The organism is Paenibacillus sp. YPG26 (genome assembly GCF_023704175.1).
Lineage (GTDB): Bacteria > Bacillota > Bacilli > Paenibacillales > Paenibacillaceae > Fontibacillus.
Map to the genome: position 1 here is coordinate 586,345 of NZ_CP084530.1, position 16,457 is coordinate 602,801.

14 protein-coding genes and 1 riboswitch are annotated in these 16,457 nt (G+C 52.3%); of the genes, 10 read left to right on the top strand and 4 right to left on the bottom strand.

The annotated features are described in order from the left end of the window. Positions 1-69 precede the first annotated feature (69 nt). Positions 70-1,626, bottom strand: a complete 1,557-nt coding sequence (locus LDO05_RS02615; RefSeq protein WP_251377371.1) for a potassium/proton antiporter — start codon at positions 1,624-1,626, stop codon at positions 70-72. 238 nt (positions 1,627-1,864) lie between these two features. Between LDO05_RS02615 and LDO05_RS02620 the strand changes: the two genes are divergently transcribed. The 4 genes from LDO05_RS02620 to LDO05_RS02635 all read left to right on the top strand — a co-directional run bounded on the left by LDO05_RS02620 (position 1,865) and on the right by LDO05_RS02635 (position 5,732). After that, on the top strand, positions 1,865-3,370 hold the full coding sequence (locus LDO05_RS02620; protein WP_251377372.1) for an HD-GYP domain-containing protein: 1,506 nt from the start codon (positions 1,865-1,867) through the stop codon (positions 3,368-3,370). A gap of 174 nt (positions 3,371-3,544) precedes the next feature. After that, complete coding sequence (locus tag LDO05_RS02625) at positions 3,545-3,745, top strand: CsbD family protein (protein ID WP_251377373.1); 201 nt, start codon at positions 3,545-3,547, stop codon at positions 3,743-3,745. A 182-nt stretch (positions 3,746-3,927) separates the two neighbouring features. After that, the gene (locus LDO05_RS02630) at positions 3,928-5,355 is read left to right on the top strand and encodes an ATP-binding protein (RefSeq protein WP_251377374.1); all 1,428 of its coding nucleotides are present in this window, start codon (positions 3,928-3,930) and stop codon (positions 5,353-5,355) included. Continuing rightward, entirely contained in the window at positions 5,352-5,732 is a 381-nt protein-coding gene (locus LDO05_RS02635) for a RidA family protein (RefSeq protein ID WP_251377375.1), read from the top strand. The genes LDO05_RS02630 and LDO05_RS02635 overlap by 4 nt, the downstream gene beginning before the upstream one ends. Positions 5,733-5,841: 109 nt before the next feature. Here LDO05_RS02635 and LDO05_RS02640 read toward each other — a convergent pair whose 3' ends face one another. Further along, the gene (locus tag LDO05_RS02640; protein WP_251377376.1) at positions 5,842-6,600 is read right to left on the bottom strand and encodes a TspO/MBR family protein; all 759 of its coding nucleotides are present in this window, start codon (positions 6,598-6,600) and stop codon (positions 5,842-5,844) included. 254 nt (positions 6,601-6,854) lie between these two features. Here LDO05_RS02640 and LDO05_RS02645 point away from each other — a divergent pair, with 254 nt between their 5' ends. Together LDO05_RS02645 and LDO05_RS02650 are read left to right on the top strand one after the other, a co-directional pair. Then, positions 6,855-9,959: a DEAD/DEAH box helicase gene (locus LDO05_RS02645; RefSeq protein WP_251377377.1), complete on the top strand. Its 3,105-nt coding sequence runs from the start codon at positions 6,855-6,857 to the stop codon at positions 9,957-9,959. A 199-nt stretch (positions 9,960-10,158) separates the two neighbouring features. Further along, complete coding sequence (locus LDO05_RS02650; protein ID WP_251377378.1) at positions 10,159-11,064, top strand: hypothetical protein; 906 nt, start codon at positions 10,159-10,161, stop codon at positions 11,062-11,064. Between the two features lie 230 nt (positions 11,065-11,294). On the opposite strand, the gene LDO05_RS02655 is transcribed toward LDO05_RS02650, so the two are convergent. After that, positions 11,295-11,666 (bottom strand): hypothetical protein, encoded by a 372-nt coding sequence (locus LDO05_RS02655; RefSeq protein ID WP_251377379.1) that lies wholly within the window; start codon positions 11,664-11,666, stop codon positions 11,295-11,297. Positions 11,667-11,953: 287 nt separating this feature from the next. On the opposite strand from LDO05_RS02655, the gene LDO05_RS02660 reads away from it, so the two are divergent. Continuing rightward, entirely contained in the window at positions 11,954-12,727 is a 774-nt protein-coding gene (locus LDO05_RS02660; protein ID WP_251377380.1) for a zinc ribbon domain-containing protein, read from the top strand. Positions 12,728-12,808: 81 nt separating this feature from the next. Beyond that, entirely contained in the window at positions 12,809-13,117 is a 309-nt protein-coding gene (locus tag LDO05_RS02665) for a hypothetical protein (RefSeq protein ID WP_346657610.1), read from the top strand. A 337-nt stretch (positions 13,118-13,454) separates the two neighbouring features. Here LDO05_RS02665 and mscL read toward each other — a convergent pair whose 3' ends face one another. Further along, entirely contained in the window at positions 13,455-13,931 is a 477-nt protein-coding gene (mscL, locus tag LDO05_RS02670) for a large conductance mechanosensitive channel protein MscL (protein WP_251377381.1), read from the bottom strand. Between the two features lie 241 nt (positions 13,932-14,172). After that, positions 14,173-14,272, top strand: a riboswitch (purine riboswitch). A 129-nt stretch (positions 14,273-14,401) separates the two neighbouring features. Here mscL and LDO05_RS02675 point away from each other — a divergent pair. Continuing rightward, on the top strand, positions 14,402-14,986 hold the full coding sequence (locus LDO05_RS02675; protein WP_251377382.1) for a xanthine phosphoribosyltransferase: 585 nt from the start codon (positions 14,402-14,404) through the stop codon (positions 14,984-14,986). An 18-nt stretch (positions 14,987-15,004) separates the two neighbouring features. Continuing rightward, positions 15,005-16,357, top strand: coding sequence for a nucleobase:cation symporter-2 family protein (locus tag LDO05_RS02680; RefSeq protein WP_251377383.1), 1,353 nt, complete (start codon positions 15,005-15,007; stop codon positions 16,355-16,357). The last annotated feature ends 100 nt before the right edge of the window (positions 16,358-16,457 follow it).

Sequence of the window (16,457 nt, forward strand, 5' to 3'; positions counted from 1 at the left end):
ATCACAAAGGCCCGTCAAAGTTATTGCTTTGACGGGCCTTTGTGCAAGCTGGCCCAGCAGCGGGATGCCTTACAGTGGGTCTTTCAGCTCGGGCTCCTTGGGTTCTTTATTCGTGCTCAGATCAGGCTCACCCCGAATGAGTTCAGGCTCGGGAGCCCTGGGGGCAAAGGGAACCTCCTGAAAGCGGAATACCTTCTTGATCCGCTCACGTTCGGATTTGGGACCGAGGATATAGAGCGTGTCTCCCTCTTCAATAGTGGTATCTCCAAGAGGGGTAACGATCTCCTCCCCGCGTATGACTGCGGTCACCAGCACATCAGGCGGCAGCCCGAGACTGCGGATTTCTTGACCAACGACCACCATGCCAGCATGGATATGGAGGTGGTTGATCTCCGACTTGGTCTTGCCCAGAGAGACCAGCTCCAGCAGCGAGTGGGACTGGTTGGTTACTGTATCGACAAGGCCGAGCTTGACGGCAAGCGGAGTGATGGTCGCTCCCTGAACTAGCGCAGAGGTCAGGATGACAAAGAAGACGACATTGAAGAACAGCCGACCATCGGGCAGACCGCTGATCAAGGGATAGGTGGCAAGTACAATAGGTACGGCGCCCCTTAGCCCCGCCCAGGAAAGTACGAGCTTTTCTTTGAAGCTGAATTTGGAGAACACGGTGCTTGCAAATACGCCAATTGGACGGGCAACCAGCATAAGAATAAGGGACAAGGCAAGCCCTTGAAGCATGATAGCCGGGAGTTCCGCGGGAAAAACGAGCAGACCGAGCAGCGTGAACATGGTGATCTGCATAATCCAGCCAAAACCTTTGTTGAAGTGAAGAATGGACTGGCGGTAGGTGAGATCGGAGTTACCGAGCACAAGAGCCATGACATATACAGCGAGCAGGCCGCTGCCATGAAGTGCTGAAGTCAGACCATAGGTCAGGACGGCAAAAGCGATGGCCAGCACCGGATATAACCCGGATGAGTCAAAGTTAATCCGGTTAATCACTTTCACGGCAATCCAGCCAAGCAGAAGTCCAAAGACAAGTCCCAGCCCCATCTCCAGAATGAAAGAGAAGATTAAATGGATCAGGTTATGATCGTCGGGATGTTGAATCCATCCAATCAGGGTTACGGTCAGAAAGACGGCCATGGGATCATTGCTTCCCGATTCCGCCTCCAGGGTGGAGGTCAGCCTTTCTTTGATATTCTTGCCTCCGAGCACAGAGAATACCGCGGCAGCATCCGTTGATCCAACGATAGCACCGAACAGGAGACCATCAACGAGGGGAACATCCAGAATCAGCATGGCGCATACCCCCACTACGGCGGTAGTAAAGAGGACACCTACTGTGGCAAGCAAGAGGGCGGTGGGTAATACGGGTCTGATGGTGAGAAACTTGGTCTGCATCCCTCCCTCGAACAGAATGACGATCAGGGCAAAAGTGCCGACGAGTTGAGTAAGGAAGGCGTTATCGAAATAGAAGAAATTGCTAAGTACCATCCCAGCAGCAATGAAGAACACAAGTGCGGGAAGTCCAAAACGGCTTGAGAACTTGGTCGCAAAGACCCCAACTAACAATAGGCTGGCCAGCAGGATAATAATCGAACTGGTTAAGGCTGTTAAGTCCATGGCCACCTCCAGGTAATATGAATTTCATCTCTAGTGTACTTCTGCTCTACGGAAATTATTAGACATGAACGGCAATTGTTGAAACAATGGGCCGAGCATGTCAACTACGATCCTTTTGTAGAAGGTAAAGTGGCGGAACTGCCGAATATAAATTGTAGCTCTGTCAAATTATTGGCAGAAAGTGCCGATAATGACTTGTAGTCTTCTCTTATAGCAAAGGAAGGGGCGATACGCTTCGATGATCTACCGTACCTTTATCTCCCGGCTCATGCTTAATTATCTCATTGGATCCATAACGGCGGTTGCCGGAGTTGGAGGGCTGATGATATTTACCACACTGGATATCCCGTCTAGTGAATATTTATGGCTTGTCCTTGTCCTGGCCGTCTCTGTGTCCTCGATGATGAGTCTGGAATGGATGGTCTTCCGCCGTCATATTAGACCGGTCAAGATGGCTTTTCAGCAGGATATTCATGATTATCCCCAGCTGCAGAGAATCTATATCCGTCTTCACCAGCTTCCTTCCCTGGCGGTGAAAAGGATACTTGGACCACATCTGTTCGGTCTGTCCGTTCCCGCCGTCCTCCTGACACAGTGGCTGATTCAGTCGGGGAGGCTTCATATTCCAAAAAGATATGTCATACTGGCTATCCTGGGTGCCCTGCTTATCGCTGCCATGCATGCCATGATTGAATTCTTTCTGACTTCCTATGCGATTCGGCCGGTGCTCGAAGAGCTTCAGCGCATGAGCAGCCGAAGGTTCGGTCTTGAGCTGTCACTGGGCGGTCAGGTGATGATGTCCATTAAGCAGAAGTTCAGATGGGGAGCGTTCCTGATCGGGGCTTTTCCCCTGCTGCTGTATGGGCTGGCCGTCCAGCTTCGGATTGGTCATCTCCAGATCTCGGGAGTGGAGTACTGGAAGTGGGCAGGTTATATTCTCATTGTTGCTTTGGGATTCGCCCTCTTCGCCGCCTGGCTGTTAACCAGAGATGTGGAGATTCCGATCCAGCATCTATATGAGCGTATGGCCGAGGTGAAGGAAGGCAACCTAAACGCACAGGCGAAGGATATATTCTCGGATGAATTCTCAAAGCTGGTGTCCGGGTTCAACCATATGCTTAGCGGTATTAAAATACAGTCGGATCTTAATAATCAGCTGATAGGAAGTTATTTCGCCACCCTCGCGGCCGCACTGGATGCCCGGGATCCTTATACAGCGGGCCATTCCCTGCGTGTGGCTGATTATGCGGTACAGATTGGACTGCTCGCGGGACTGCCCGGAGAGAAGGTGGATGCGCTCCGCAAATCTGCGCTGCTGCATGACATTGGGAAGATCGGGACAAGGGATTCCGTTCTGCTTAAGGAAGGCCGCCTTACAGATGAGGAATTCGAGCAGATCAAGCAGCATCCGGCTATGGGAGAGAGCATTCTGCGGCAGATTGAACCGGCTGACGCTATGGCTCCTTTTCTGTCCGGGGTGCGGTCCCACCATGAACGATTTGATGGAAAAGGATATCCCGATCAGCTGAAGGGAGAAGAAATCCCCCTTTTCGGGCGCATTATCGCGGTGGCTGACGCATTTGACGCTATGACTTCCAACCGGCCTTACCGTAAGGGGCTTGATGCGGACCGGGCGATTCAGATTCTTGAAGAAGGCCGGGGAACCCAATGGGACCCTTACTATGCCGGGTTGTTCGTAGAAGATTACCACAGGAGAAAGAAACAGGGGGAGTATGCGGGTTAAGACAAGGAGACTTTTCGAAGAGCGAAAAGTCTTTTTTTTGTCAGCTTTAATGAGGGCGAACCGAGTGAGCGGGGGATTCATGCAGAGAAGGCAAGGGTAAATAACAAGGGAGAGGATCCTTTATCATACTTCGTAGAACCTACATCAATTATAGATTTCGAGGAGCTGATAACTATGGATAGCAATGTATTTAAAGGAAAGTGGAACCAGCTTAAGGGTGAAGCCAAAGTACAATGGGGCAAATTGACGGACGATGATCTGGATGTCATCGCTGGCGAGAAGGATAAGCTTGTAGGTAAGCTTCAGGAGCGGTATGGCCATACGAAGGATGACGCGGAGCGGGAGTATAACGACTGGGCCCGCAGTCGCCAGTAGGATAGTCAGAATACCAATAGATGAGTATGGAGACATAAAGACGCAGACCTTCCCATAGGTCTGCGTCTTTATTTGCCGTGGATATGCTATCTCTAACCTATGCTTCGTGCTATGATGGGAGAAGCGGGGTATTTCTTGAATATTCCATACATATGAAGGGTTCCTACAACAGGAGTGAGCAAATGGGCTTTAGGGATATGTTCCTGATGAACTTGGGGATGTTGATAAGTGTGGCCTACCTGGCGAACGTGCTGTACAAGTACTTGTTCAATTTCACGTCGGGGAAAGTGAAATATGCCAGTTCCGTATTACTGATGATTTTTGCGGGTTGGATTTGTATGAAATTCGGGTTTCGGTTGGGTGATAATGTCATCTTCGATCTGAGATTTCTCCCCCTGCTTATCGCGACCGCCGTCTATTCACAGCCGCTGACCATTATGATTATTGGCCTTGGAATCGGGCTGGTGAGACTTACCTTCGGTGTTAACGAAGCGGCCCTGGCGGGATTGTATAATCTTGCGATCCTGGGTGTCCTGTGCGCCGGACTGAATATCTGGCTGCGAAGAAGTCAGCTGCGGCTTCTGGTGAAAGCGGGCCTTACAATCCTCTTTGTGAATATCATTAATACGATTAATATCAGTTGCTTCGGGGTTATCCCGTTCGACCGGTATATGCTTGAGATAGCCCCGGTAGTTTTTCCGATGGGAGTGGGCTTAAGTACAGTGTTTGCTCTGATCTTGAGAGACTTCCAACTGGAGAAGAACCTGACTCTGGAGCTCAAATACACGAACGAGCTTCTTACGAAGCAGGCGGAGGAGCTCCAGAAGACCCGGATCAAGCTGGAGGAACGGGCCAATCAGCTGCTGCTGGCCTCACAATACAAGTCTGAATTTCTGGCTAATATGTCTCATGAGCTGCGTACACCGCTCAACAGTATCCTGAATCTGGCCCAGATTATCGAGGAGTCTGGCCCCAAGGGTGCCGATGATGAGAACCCTGTATACGGGGCTATCATACATAAGTCGGGCCAGGACCTGCTCCAGCTGATTAACGACATCTTGGACTTATCGAAGGTCGAAGCGGGCCGTCTGGAAATTTCAAGGGAAGAGATCAGCCTTCGTGAGCTTGGGGAAGTGATTGACATGCAATTTAGACACCTGGCGGAGCGGAAGGGACTTGAGTTTGAGATCAGACAGGATGAAGATCTCCCGGATCAGATAGAGTCAGATCCCCTGCGGATCCAGCAGGTGCTTCGCAATCTGTTAGCTAACGCTTTCAAGTTCACTGATGAGGGCAAAGTCAAGCTGGAGATCCGCAGGGAGAAGCCGGAGGATCTGACTCAGGGAGAGTGGATTGTATTTGCCGTGACGGATACTGGAATCGGCATAGCAGAGGACAAGCACAGGCTCATCTTTGAAGCGTTCCAGCAATCTGATGGTTCAATCAGCCGTAAATACGGTGGAACGGGACTTGGGCTATCCATCAGCCGTGACCTTGCAGATCTGCTGGGAGGCTTCATTCGTCTTCAGAGCAAGAAGGGGATTGGAAGTACATTCTTGTTCTTCGTTCCCCTAAATAACCATACAGAAAAGGAAGGGATATCATCGTGAACAAAAACGCAGTCTCAACAACTAAAGCACCGGGCGCAATTGGGCCTTACTCTCAAGGAGTTGAAATTGGTAATCTTATCTATACCTCGGGCCAGCTTGGGCTGGATCCGGTAAGCGGTGAGCTTGCTGAAGGCGTAGAGAAGCAGACGGTACAGGCGCTTCGGAATGTTCAAGCGATTCTCGAAGAGGCGGGAAGCGGTCTGGATCAGGTCATCAAGACTACAGTATTCGTGAAGGATCTGGCTGACTTCACGAAAGTGAACGAAATATACAGCACCTTCTTCACTGAGCCGTACCCGGCCCGCAGTACCGTAGAGGTAGCCCGTCTGCCCAAGGATGGACTGGTTGAAATTGAAGTGATCGCACTCAAGAAGTAGAAGCGGATTCACCGAGAAATAGAATGAAGCAGAAAGAAGACAGCTCTGATTAAGAGAGCTGTCTTTCTTTTTCTATAACATTGAGGTATAGGCATGACGGAAAGTGAACCTAGTCTCGTTCCCGGATTCGAATGAACAGCATCCAGACCGAATATACAAAGAGGATAAGAGCCACAAGTCCCGCTACCAGATAGACATTCCGGGTATCCTCCTGCTTGATTGCAATGGCAATATAGGCCCAGACAAAGACAAGCGGGAGCACACCGTCCCGGGCCGGGTAGCTGAGCACCACGGCCAGGACAGCACCGATGGCCAGCATAATAATGGCCCGCTGGGGACTTGAGAGTCCGAAGCCGTCCCATTCATTCCTGGAGAGGACAACGGCTGTATTCACCAGGGTGGCCACACTGATCCAGCCGAGATAAATGCTGAAGGGTAGACGGACGAACCAGATCTCGCCTAGCGTGGGGAAGGTGATAGCGCGGGTTTTGCGGTAGATCACAACAAGGCTGATAAATAATGCAAGCATGGCGGCTAAGGAGAGCTCTATGTATAAATAATGCCACAAGATAATCCATCCCATGTTGAGTATGCAGGAGATCACGAACCAGATTCCGATGGATTGTACCGAATCCCGGCCTTCATATGAGCGGTTCGCTTGATAGATCACAAAGCAGGCCAGCAGCAGATAGATTAGGGACCAGATCGAGAAGGCGTATCCCGCGGGAGTGATCGGCGTAGGATACATATCTGATATTTCCCCGGTAGAACGTCCACCGAGAGGCAGTACCATGGCAAGTGTATTCATGATGATAACGCCTATAAAGAAGAGGACATTCCACCATTTATAAGAATTTTGAGTATACATGCAAAGCCTCCAGTCAAAAGTTTATTATAATGAATATACCCAGAAGCTGGATATTGCAAGCGTGCAGCGAAAAGGACCAGGTGCTCTTGTCCTCTTCACTTGATGCATATGCAGAAGATGGAGACTCAACGACTAATTATGGAACATTTTTGTGTAAGAGAGAACTGACCGTTTTTAAAATGACGGTTTGTCGTATAATATGTTAGTAATGTATGTGTACCGGATATGCAATCGTGAATAGACAGGAGAAAGCAATGAATCAACACTTGTATGGAATTTGGCTCGGAGACGTATTCTTCTGCTTCTCGGGGGAAGCATCGGAATCGAAGGTGGATGCCTGGACAGCCTCACTGAGGAGGCTTGAACTCGCTTACGGGGCGCGTCCTTTTCAGCAAGCGGCACTGCGGCTTGCCGAGCTCCGCTGGACAGCACCTGCTCTTCGCGGCGCAGCCCGCCGGGGTGAACGGAAGGGACTGCTGGGGAGAACACTTGAAGGCTTGGCCCTGTCTCCCGGGGAAGCTTGGCCTCTGCTGCTGAATTACGAGGAGTCGGAGATGACGGCGAAAGGGATAATGCCAGGGGAGGAAATGACCTACTGGAGCTGCGCGGCAAAATTTGCGCTGGAGCTGATGCTCCGCGGCGCCATTGCCCCATCGGCACGACCGGCTGCCGTTCCGGGTGCCCGCAGACGGAGCGGTCAATTGGCGCTCAGGGCGGTATGGGGGCCCCGGCTGGATGATATCCATGACGAGGAACGGTTCCGGCAGCTTGCTGGCAGCATGCCGCCTATCGGGCTTGCGCCTGTGCAGCATGTGTCTTCGGAGGAGGAGCTCTCTGTAGAAGCCCGTCAGCTCGGTGTGCTGCATTCTTTTTTGACGGCGTTCATCGATTATGAAGTGCGCAACACAACCAAGGAGCTTGGCAAGGAGCTGAACTCCGTGAAAGGCAGATACCGCAGAGGCGTCTCGCCGCTGATTGAGCTATGGTGGGAAGGACTTCTGAGCGGTGACAGACCCCTGGATATTCAAGGGACTGCGGCTGAAATTGAAGAGCTGGCCGGAGAGATCTCGATTCTGGGCGGAGACCTGCCTGACGCATCCTCAGAGGATGAACCAGCACCAGGTGCCGGATTTCGCCTCTGCTTAAGACTGGAGCCCCCAGGCGAAAGTGAGGCGGCAGAGTCTTCGGCGCGCACATGGGGACTGTCGGTCTGGGCCGAGGTGCCTGAGGATGCGACACTTCTGCTCCCGGCGGCTCTGATCTGGAATCAGCCGAGCCAGGAAATGCTGATCCGTGGACGGAAATACAGCGGAGTGCAGGAGAATCTGCTGCTGCGGCTGGCTAAGGCTGCGGAGGTCTCGCCGGAAGTGGCCGCCGCTATGCAGGTGCCCCGGCCTGAATTCGTCAAGCTGAGTCCTGATGAGGTCTATTCGTTCCTTAGCAAGTCGGTGCCCGTGCTGCGGAAGCATGGGGTCACTGTACAGATGCCTGTACGATGGACTAAGGAAGGCAAGCGGCGGGCCGGAGTCCGGATTAAGACTTCAAGCTGGGATCCGGTAGAAGCGGGCAAGGGAGAGAAGCCCAAGCTGGGGGTTGAACAGGTCGTCCATTTCGAGATGGAGGCTGTGCTGAGCGGCCATAAGCTTACCCAGGCGGAGCTTGCCGAGCTTGCTTCAGCCCGTGCACCTCTGGTGCTTTTCCGCGGGGAATGGATTGAGATTGATGTCAAGGAGATCCGTCAGGTCCTGCGTTATATGAAGAAGCACGAGCAAGGCAGCATGACCTTCAAGGAGCTTATGCATCTGACGAATGATTCCCTGGAGGAAGGTCGTTATGAAGGCCTGTACGTGGAAGGGGTAGAGACGACCGGGCTGATCGCCGCACTGATGGAAGGGGGAGTGCTTAAGAATCTGAAGCCTCTTCCTGTTCCAGTGTCTCTGCAGGGAACACTCCGGCCTTATCAGGAGCGGGGATATCAGTGGCTCTCTACCATGAAGTCACTCGGATTCGGCGCTCTTCTCGCAGATGATATGGGTCTTGGCAAGACCGTTCAAGTGATCACCACCCTTCTAAGTGACCACGTGGAAGGTACGAGGCTTATTGTCTGCCCGACATCTCTGCTGGGGAACTGGCAGAAGGAGCTCAGCCGGTTCGCCCCGGAGCTTCGGCTGTATATCCATCATGGAACGAACCGGCTTCATGGAGAGCCATTCATGAAGGCGTGCAGGGAGCATGATATTGTTCTTACAACCTATCATCTGGCGGGACGTGATGCCAAAGAGCTGAAAGAAGCCCAGTGGGAGTCTATTATTCTGGATGAAGCCCAGTATATTAAGAACTACAGTACCAAGCAGGCACAGAGTGTGATGAAACTGAGCGCTCCTCATCGTATTGCGATGACGGGAACACCGGTAGAGAACCGGCTTAGTGAGCTGTGGTCAATCTTTCAGTTCCTGAATCCCGGGTATCTTGGCACTTATGCTTCTTTTCGCAAGCAGTATACAGGAGGAGGAGAAGAGCAGGCGACCGAGCTGCTCCGGCTGCGGAAGCTTGTTGCCCCGTTCCTGCTGCGCCGTCTGAAGAGTGATCCGGACATCCGCAAGGATCTGCCGGAGAAGATTGAGATCAAATCGTACTGCTCGCTGACGGTAGAGCAGGCAAGACTATACCGGGTGGTCACCGATGATCTGATGTCCCGGATTCAGGAGAGTACCGGTATTGCCCGCAAGGGACTCGTGCTGTCATCACTGACCCGGCTCAAGCAGATCTGTGATCATCCTTCACTGTATGACCAGGCGAGACCGGAAGGGATGGCGGGACGATCCGGCAAGACCGAGCGTCTTCTGGAGCTGCTTGATATGATCCGTGAGAACGGCGAAGCTGCACTAATCTTCACGCAGTATGTCCAGATGGGCGAGCTGCTTGTGAAGCAGCTGGCAGAGCATTATGATACAGCTCCATTCTTCCTACACGGGGGAGTGGCTAAGAATGACCGGGACCGGATGGTGAATCTGTTCCAGGAGGGCAAGGGTCCCTCCATCTTCATTCTGTCCCTCAAAGCAGGAGGCGTGGGCCTCAATCTTACCCGCGCCAACCATGTCATTCACTTTGACCGCTGGTGGAACCCGGCTGTGGAGAATCAGGCCACCGACCGTGTCTTCCGTATTGGACAGGAGAAGAATGTGGAGGTTCATAAGCTGATCTGCCAGGGAACGCTGGAAGAACGGATTGATGAATTGATAGAACGGAAGAAGTCTTTGTCCGAGCAGGTGGTAGGCTCTGGGGAGCAGTGGCTGACCGAGATGTCGAGCGAGGAGCTGCAGAGCCTGATTACCTTGCAGACGGGTGACTGGGGTTAGGATCTTGCAGGTGGACAAATGGGACCGGCATGACTAGACGACAGATGGGTCGCGAGTAAGCCGGTTGAGCTAACGTGAACCTGATGGAACCGGGCCAGCCTGGGTTTCAAGCTGGTTGTGCAGCATTATTCATATTCAACCGGAGACGTGACTTAAGAGGGCAGTTGAAATCGCGAGATCAGAAGGAGGGGGACGGGTGATGAAGAGGACCAAGCAGGAAGGACGGGTGACCGCTTCCGAAGGTGAGCTTCAAGTGGAGCTGGGTGTGAACCAAGAGCAGCAGGAGAAGGCCGCAGTGGAAGGGACAGCGGAAGTGGAAACGGGAACGGGAACTGATACTGAAACAAAAGCGGAAACAGAAACAGGAACGGGTACTGATACAGAAACAGAGGCGGAAAACACGCGTCCTGTCTGCACAGTAACCTTTCCGCTTGCTGCGCCGGACGCCGGGCTGCTGGCCCGGCTTGTGGAGCAGCTCGGCTCGCGCCCCCTGGAGCTCGCCGAGCTGCTCCAGGGCGGGCAGCCCGCCAGCGCTGCGGCGCTGCTGCCTGCGGAGCCGCCATGGGCGCAGGCGCCGGGCGGCACAGCTTCCGGCGCGCCAGCTGGCGCCTGTAGCTGCGCCGCCAGCGGCTGCGCCCATGTCGCCGCGGCCGCGAAGCTTGCCGCGGCGCAGTGGAAGGCCGCGCCGCAGCTGCGCTTGGCGGCGCTGGGGCTTGCGCCGCAGCGCCTGCAGGGCGCGGTCTTCGCGGCCTGGGCGGCGGATGCCCCTGCGGGAGCATCCGATCTGCCGGCCGCGGCTGCCCGCCGGAGCGATGCGGGCAGCCGCGCGGAGCGCCAAGGCCCGGCCCTGGCCGAATGGCTGGCCGAGGCGGCGGAACAGGACCGGCTGCATGTGCCCGGTCCGCAGTTCCATGACGTCAAGATCAGCTTGACGTCAGAGGAAGAGCAGCCTGCGCCTGCTGCGGATGCGCAGGCCTGGGCGGAGCTGCTGCCGGGGATTCCCGGCGCGGCGGCCGGGGTTAGACGCATCGAAGCCCGGCTGATGGAGCGGACCCGGGAGCAGGGGAGAAGACTGTCCGCCGTGCGGCAGTCTTCCTCACCTTAGAGGCGCCACTCCCAAGCGCTCAGGTGTATTTAATGCACTAACCGCACAAACCGCACAAGCCGGCACCAACTCGTAACAGGTCACTCTAAATCACTTCAATCAAACTAAGTTGCTCCTGAACCAAGAGAACAAGGCTGGCTTCGCGAGAATGCTCGCAAGGCCAGCCTTGTTCTCTTATCTTGAAATCCTGGTTCATTACGCAGGAAATCTTGTTCCTTAGCCCACGAACCTTATTTATTCGTGGGTGAACCTTCGCCATATCCTTTGTCGTCGTAATCGGAGTTCTCCAGCTTGCCGAGCACCCCCAAGCTCTCGATGGCCTGTCTCGTCTTCTCATCGCCGATCTGATGCAAGTACGCATAGACAGCGATAAGCTTGTCGTTGTAATGATCGGTGGCTTCGTCCTTGTCGGCCGATTTATACGGGACGGGTGCCCGCTTCAAGGTGTACTCGTCCTCTTTGGCTAGCTCATCCAGCTTATCCCGGAGCAGACCGAGCTCTTCATCATCCAGATCTACTTTGTATTCTGCCGATTCATTCTCTACGTCTTGAATAAGTTGATGTGTGACCGAAACGTAATATCGCGTCTTCGCATTATTCATCCCAAGTTCACTCCCGGTATTTTTATACTTCTATACACGTGGTTTCGGCGGGTGAATCAGGGCATTTTCCCAGAAAGGTCGAAATCTGGTATGATATATGGGATGAATGATATACTGCATGAAAGAGTTGTCTGGTTTCTTGAAAGTAATTTATTCATGGGATGAAGTATCGGGATTTGACATGGATAATGGTTTCAATTCATAGTGAAGTGTATAAGACAATTAAGAAACCAGATGCCGCCTTTCAATTCAGGGAAGGTTTTAGGGGAAATGGGAGGAGAACGTTTATGGATTTCTTGCAGCGAATTAAAAAGGGTGCGGGTAAGGCGACTGAGCGTGCGCAAAATGCGGTTGAAATCAGCAAGCTAAATAACCAAATTTCAAATATTGAACGTGAGATGGGGATTTACTTCCAGCGTATGGGGCAGGTCTTCTATGAAGGATACCGCGAATCGGATATGTCCAAGGCCGAGAAGGAAATGATGGATCTGGCTAAAACCTGTGATCTGCTGAATGAAGAGAAGGATGAGCTTAGACTCAAGATCGCCTCACTGCGCAATGAGAGATTATGCGCGTGCGGCAAGGTGGTTCCTGAAGAAGCGATCTTCTGTCCTTATTGCGGCCAAAAGCTTGAGAAGTATGACGGCGGCGCTGCGGCCAAGAAAGCTCAAGACGTGGAGCCTGTGGCTGAGGCCCGGGAAGAAGCAGCCCCTACATACCAGGAGAAGAAATCTATTGATTTGGATCCAATTATTCTGGAGCCGGAATATGTCTCAGAGCGTGAACGGCTGAGTCCCGAAGAGGAGGAACGCCGTCTGCGTGAGCTGGAGCGCGAACGGGAGCGGCAGCTCGAGCTGGATCGGCGTATTCGCACATGGAAAGAGAATGTGCTAAGTCCTGACCAGGAGCAGGAGCAGGGGAAGCAGGCTCATTCAGCATATCCTGTGGAAGAGAAACGGTATGAGGATACTCCGCTTGAGAAGACGAACTGCCAGATTTGCGGGGCGCCGATTCCTAAAGGGACTAAGTGGTGCCCGAGCTGCGGATCTGAACAGATTTAGGCCTTTTGCAGTGAAATAACGCACATCGCATTAATTTACTCTATATTAGGGTAGACTTCTAGAAACGACCAAGGAGTGTTGATGATGGAGTGTATTGTGCATTTTGATGTAGTTCATCCCGAACAAGTCAAGGCGCTACGGGGATTAATTATACTGGAAGCGGGCAAAGCGCCAACGGAGGCTGACTTCCTCAGTATGTTCCAGGATATGGGCTATGAACTCAGGCTGTCCGATAAGGAGAAGCTCGTATTTACCCCTCTGAATGCGGACGCGGATTATAAGGAGATTCGTATCCGGGATCTGGATACCGGGGAAGATTCATATGTGGAGGACCGCAACTTGAAGTCCGTAATCTCGAATCTTCTGCCTCCGCAGTCCAAGCCGCTTTAGAAGAATAGGAGCATTGTATTATAGAAGGGAAGGCCAACCGGAATTGATATGCTCCCCTTGGCAGACAGGTTTTATTATTTCACCTGTCTACCTAACGGGGGCACTTCAAATCGGGTGGCCTTTTTTGAGTTATACTAATACATCTCTATAAGATTGAGGCGTATATACCTGGTCTCTAACCATGGCATGAATCAATTCCACGTACACTGCACCCCAGGCGTGGCTCTATTGGGGAGTCCTGTTAATCCTCTTTTCAGTAACTGTGTATTTTTCTGTCTATCCGAAGATTCAAACGGCTGGAGGGATGAAAGATACTCCTCACCTTTATAAGCTCATTTTACCTTCCAAGTTCTGCTCCCTCGCCCTCCAGCACCGAGGTGCAGTGAGCACAACGGGTCGCTTTGGCCGGAATATCGGACATGCAATAAGGACATTCCTTGGTGGTCTTCTCCGGCTCGGGCTTCTTCTCTTCCGCACGGCGGATGAAGTTAATGCCTTTAACCAGCATGAAGATGCAGAAGGACACAATGAGAAAATCAATCAGGGTATTGATGAACTGACCGTAAGCGATGACAGACTTGCCTTGTTCAGTAACCTTAGCCAGCGAAGGCCAAGGGGAACCGACATTATCCAGCGGATAGTACAGGTCCTTAAAGTTCACGTTACCGAGAATCTTGCCGATCGGAGGCATGATGATATCATTGACCAGCGAAGTCACGATCTTCCCAAAGGCCGCCCCCACAATGACCCCCACTGCCAGATCAATCACATTTCCTTTAACCGCGAATTCTTTGAATTCTTTTATAAAACCCATGCTCGTCTCTCTCCTTTTATCAAATAACAAAAAGTTCATGCAGTCTATTGTACATGAATGATAATTCTGGGCAATAGTGTCTTTTATAGTATAAAGCTAGAATAAGCTGCAGGCGAAACATGTCGGATTTTGAAAAAAAATCGAAAACTCCACGAAATACCTCTTTATTTCTGGGCATTTCTTAAGTTATACTTCTAACATTGAATGAAACCTATTTATATACTTTCATTTCTTTTTCATTAGGAAATGATTCATTACTTCTCGTATATGTGCTGGAATGGGCCCGCACGTTTCTACCAGATCACCGGAATGATCGGACTACGGGCAAGAGCAGATTGTGAATTCACTCCGTGCCAGCGTGAATAGCTGTCGCCGTGCTTAGCCCATTCTCCGAACTTCGGAGGATGGGCTTTCGAAATCTATCAGGAACAAGCCGATCTGCAGTTCAGAAATTGGAGGGGGAAAAAGAGATGAAACTGTTAAGGGATAAGGTTATGCAGGAAGGGATCGTGTTAAGCGATCAGGTACTGAAGGTCGATTCATTTCTGAATCATCAGATGGATCCGGTGCTTATGAAGGAAGTGGGACGGGAGTTCACCCGCCGCTTCGCAGGTGAAGAGATTACGAAAGTGCTGACGATCGAATCCTCAGGTATCGCTCCAGCCATTATGACGGCCCTGGAGCTTGATGTGCCGATGATTTTTGCGCGTAAGCATAAGTCGCTGACCCTTCGGGATAACATCCTGGTTGAGAAGGTATATTCCTTCACGAAGAAGGAGTCGAACGAGATTACCGTATCGAAGAAGTTCCTGTGTCCGGAGGACCGGGTGCTGATCATTGACGATTTCCTGGCTAACGGGGAAGCCGCATTTGGACTGGCCCGTATTGTGGAACAGATCGGCGCCAAGGTGGCGGGGATCGGAATCGTGATCGAGAAGGCGTTCCAGCCTGGAGGAAGACTGCTGCAGGAGGCTGGTTATCAGGTGGAGTCTCTGGTACGCGTTGCTTCTCTGGAGAACGGAACGGTCACTTTTGCGGAAGACGTTATTGAATAATTAGAGGGCAGGTGCAAGATGGCGAGAGAACGTATTTTTCAGAGAAACAGACACCCTATGCAGACTTTCTCATTGGGGATTCAGCACGTGCTGGCGATGTATGCCGGTGCGGTAATTGTCCCGCTGATCGTAGGTGAAGCATTAAATTTGAGCCAAGAGCAGCTGACCTATCTCATTGCCATTGATCTGCTGGCTTGCGGTGTGGCATCCCTGCTTCAGGTATGGGGTAACAAGTATTTCGGGATTGGACTTCCGGTTATGCTCGGGTGCGCCTTCCAATCCATCTCTCCCATGATTGCGATTGGGACCGAGGAAGGAATGGGCGTCTCCGCCATATATGGCGCGATTCTTGCATCAGGGCTGTTCGTGTTCCTGTTCGCAGGCATGTTCAGCAAGCTGATCCGTTTCTTCCCGCCGGTGGTCACAGGTTCAGTGGTTACGATTATTGGGGTGACCCTGATTCCTACAGCCTTGGGCGATCTTGGCGGCGGCAATCCCGAGAAGAATCCGGAGTTCGGGAGTCTGCTGAATCTGGCGCTGGGCTTCGGCGTCCTCCTGCTGGTTATACTGCTTAATCGCTTCGCCAAAGGGTTCGTGCGTTCGATCTCCGTCCTGCTTGGTCTAGTCCTGGGTACCCTGGCTGCCGCGCTTATGGGTAAGGTGGATTTCTCTCCGGTACTTGAAGCAAGCTGGTTCCACGCGGTTCAGCCGCTTTATTTCGGAGTACCGACCTTTCATGTGTCCGCGATTCTGACGATGATCCTGGTGGCGATTGTCAGCGTAGCGGAATCGACAGGCGTGTTCCTGGCACTGGGCAAGATTGTGGATAAAGAAGTGACCTCGAAAGACCTGGCCAGGGGATACCGGGCTGAAGGCCTTGCCATTATGCTTGGCGGACTCTTCAATTCATTCCCTTACACGACCTATTCCCAGAATGTCGGCCTTGTCCAGATGAGCCGCGTGAAGACCCGCGATGTGATCGTGGTCGCGGGCGGATTGCTGGTCCTCATCGGCTTCGTACCGAAGATCGCGGCGCTCACCCAGATCATTCCAACGGCTGTGCTTGGCGGTGCGATGGTGTCCCTCTTCGGTCTGGTTCTCTCTTCGGGCATACGGATGCTCGGGGATCAGGTGGACTTGAACCGGTATGAGAATCTGCTGATCATTGCCTGCTCGGTCGGCATGGGTCTTGGTGTTACCACGGTACCAACCTTGTTCGACCAGCTTCCAAGCTGGCTGCGTATTCTTGTAGATAACGGGATTGTAGCAGGGAGTGTGACAGCCATCATCATGAATCTGTTATTCAATGGGATGCGCGGGGCTTCGGAGTCATCCTCCGCAGCTTCCCATGGGGAGACTTCGGGCGTCTGAATTTAAAAGCTATGGCAGCTTCTACTGTCTGAAATTACTGATTAAAATTATAAGCCGCAGGTCCTCTAAACAGGATCTGCGGCTTTTTGTGCTGCATACA

Excerpts from the sequence above, each read along its gene's own strand:
- LDO05_RS02615 (WP_251377371.1), bottom strand. The coding sequence starts at position 1,626 with ATGGACTTAACAGCCTTAACCAGTTCGATTATTATCCTGCTGGCCAGC.
- LDO05_RS02620 (WP_251377372.1), top strand. The coding sequence starts at position 1,865 with ATGATCTACCGTACCTTTATCTCCCGGCTCATGCTTAATTATCTCATT.
- LDO05_RS02625 (WP_251377373.1), top strand. The coding sequence starts at position 3,545 with ATGGATAGCAATGTATTTAAAGGAAAGTGGAACCAGCTTAAGGGTGAA.
- LDO05_RS02630 (WP_251377374.1), top strand. The coding sequence starts at position 3,928 with ATGGGCTTTAGGGATATGTTCCTGATGAACTTGGGGATGTTGATAAGT.
- LDO05_RS02640 (WP_251377376.1), bottom strand. The coding sequence starts at position 6,600 with ATGTATACTCAAAATTCTTATAAATGGTGGAATGTCCTCTTCTTTATA.
- LDO05_RS02645 (WP_251377377.1), top strand. The coding sequence starts at position 6,855 with ATGAATCAACACTTGTATGGAATTTGGCTCGGAGACGTATTCTTCTGC.
- LDO05_RS02650 (WP_251377378.1), top strand. The coding sequence starts at position 10,159 with ATGAAGAGGACCAAGCAGGAAGGACGGGTGACCGCTTCCGAAGGTGAG.
- LDO05_RS02655 (WP_251377379.1), bottom strand. The coding sequence starts at position 11,666 with ATGAATAATGCGAAGACGCGATATTACGTTTCGGTCACACATCAACTT.
- LDO05_RS02660 (WP_251377380.1), top strand. The coding sequence starts at position 11,954 with ATGGATTTCTTGCAGCGAATTAAAAAGGGTGCGGGTAAGGCGACTGAG.
- LDO05_RS02665 (WP_346657610.1), top strand. The coding sequence starts at position 12,809 with ATGATGGAGTGTATTGTGCATTTTGATGTAGTTCATCCCGAACAAGTC.
- mscL (WP_251377381.1), bottom strand. The coding sequence starts at position 13,931 with ATGGGTTTTATAAAAGAATTCAAAGAATTCGCGGTTAAAGGAAATGTG.
- LDO05_RS02675 (WP_251377382.1), top strand. The coding sequence starts at position 14,402 with ATGAAACTGTTAAGGGATAAGGTTATGCAGGAAGGGATCGTGTTAAGC.
- LDO05_RS02680 (WP_251377383.1), top strand. The coding sequence starts at position 15,005 with ATGGCGAGAGAACGTATTTTTCAGAGAAACAGACACCCTATGCAGACT.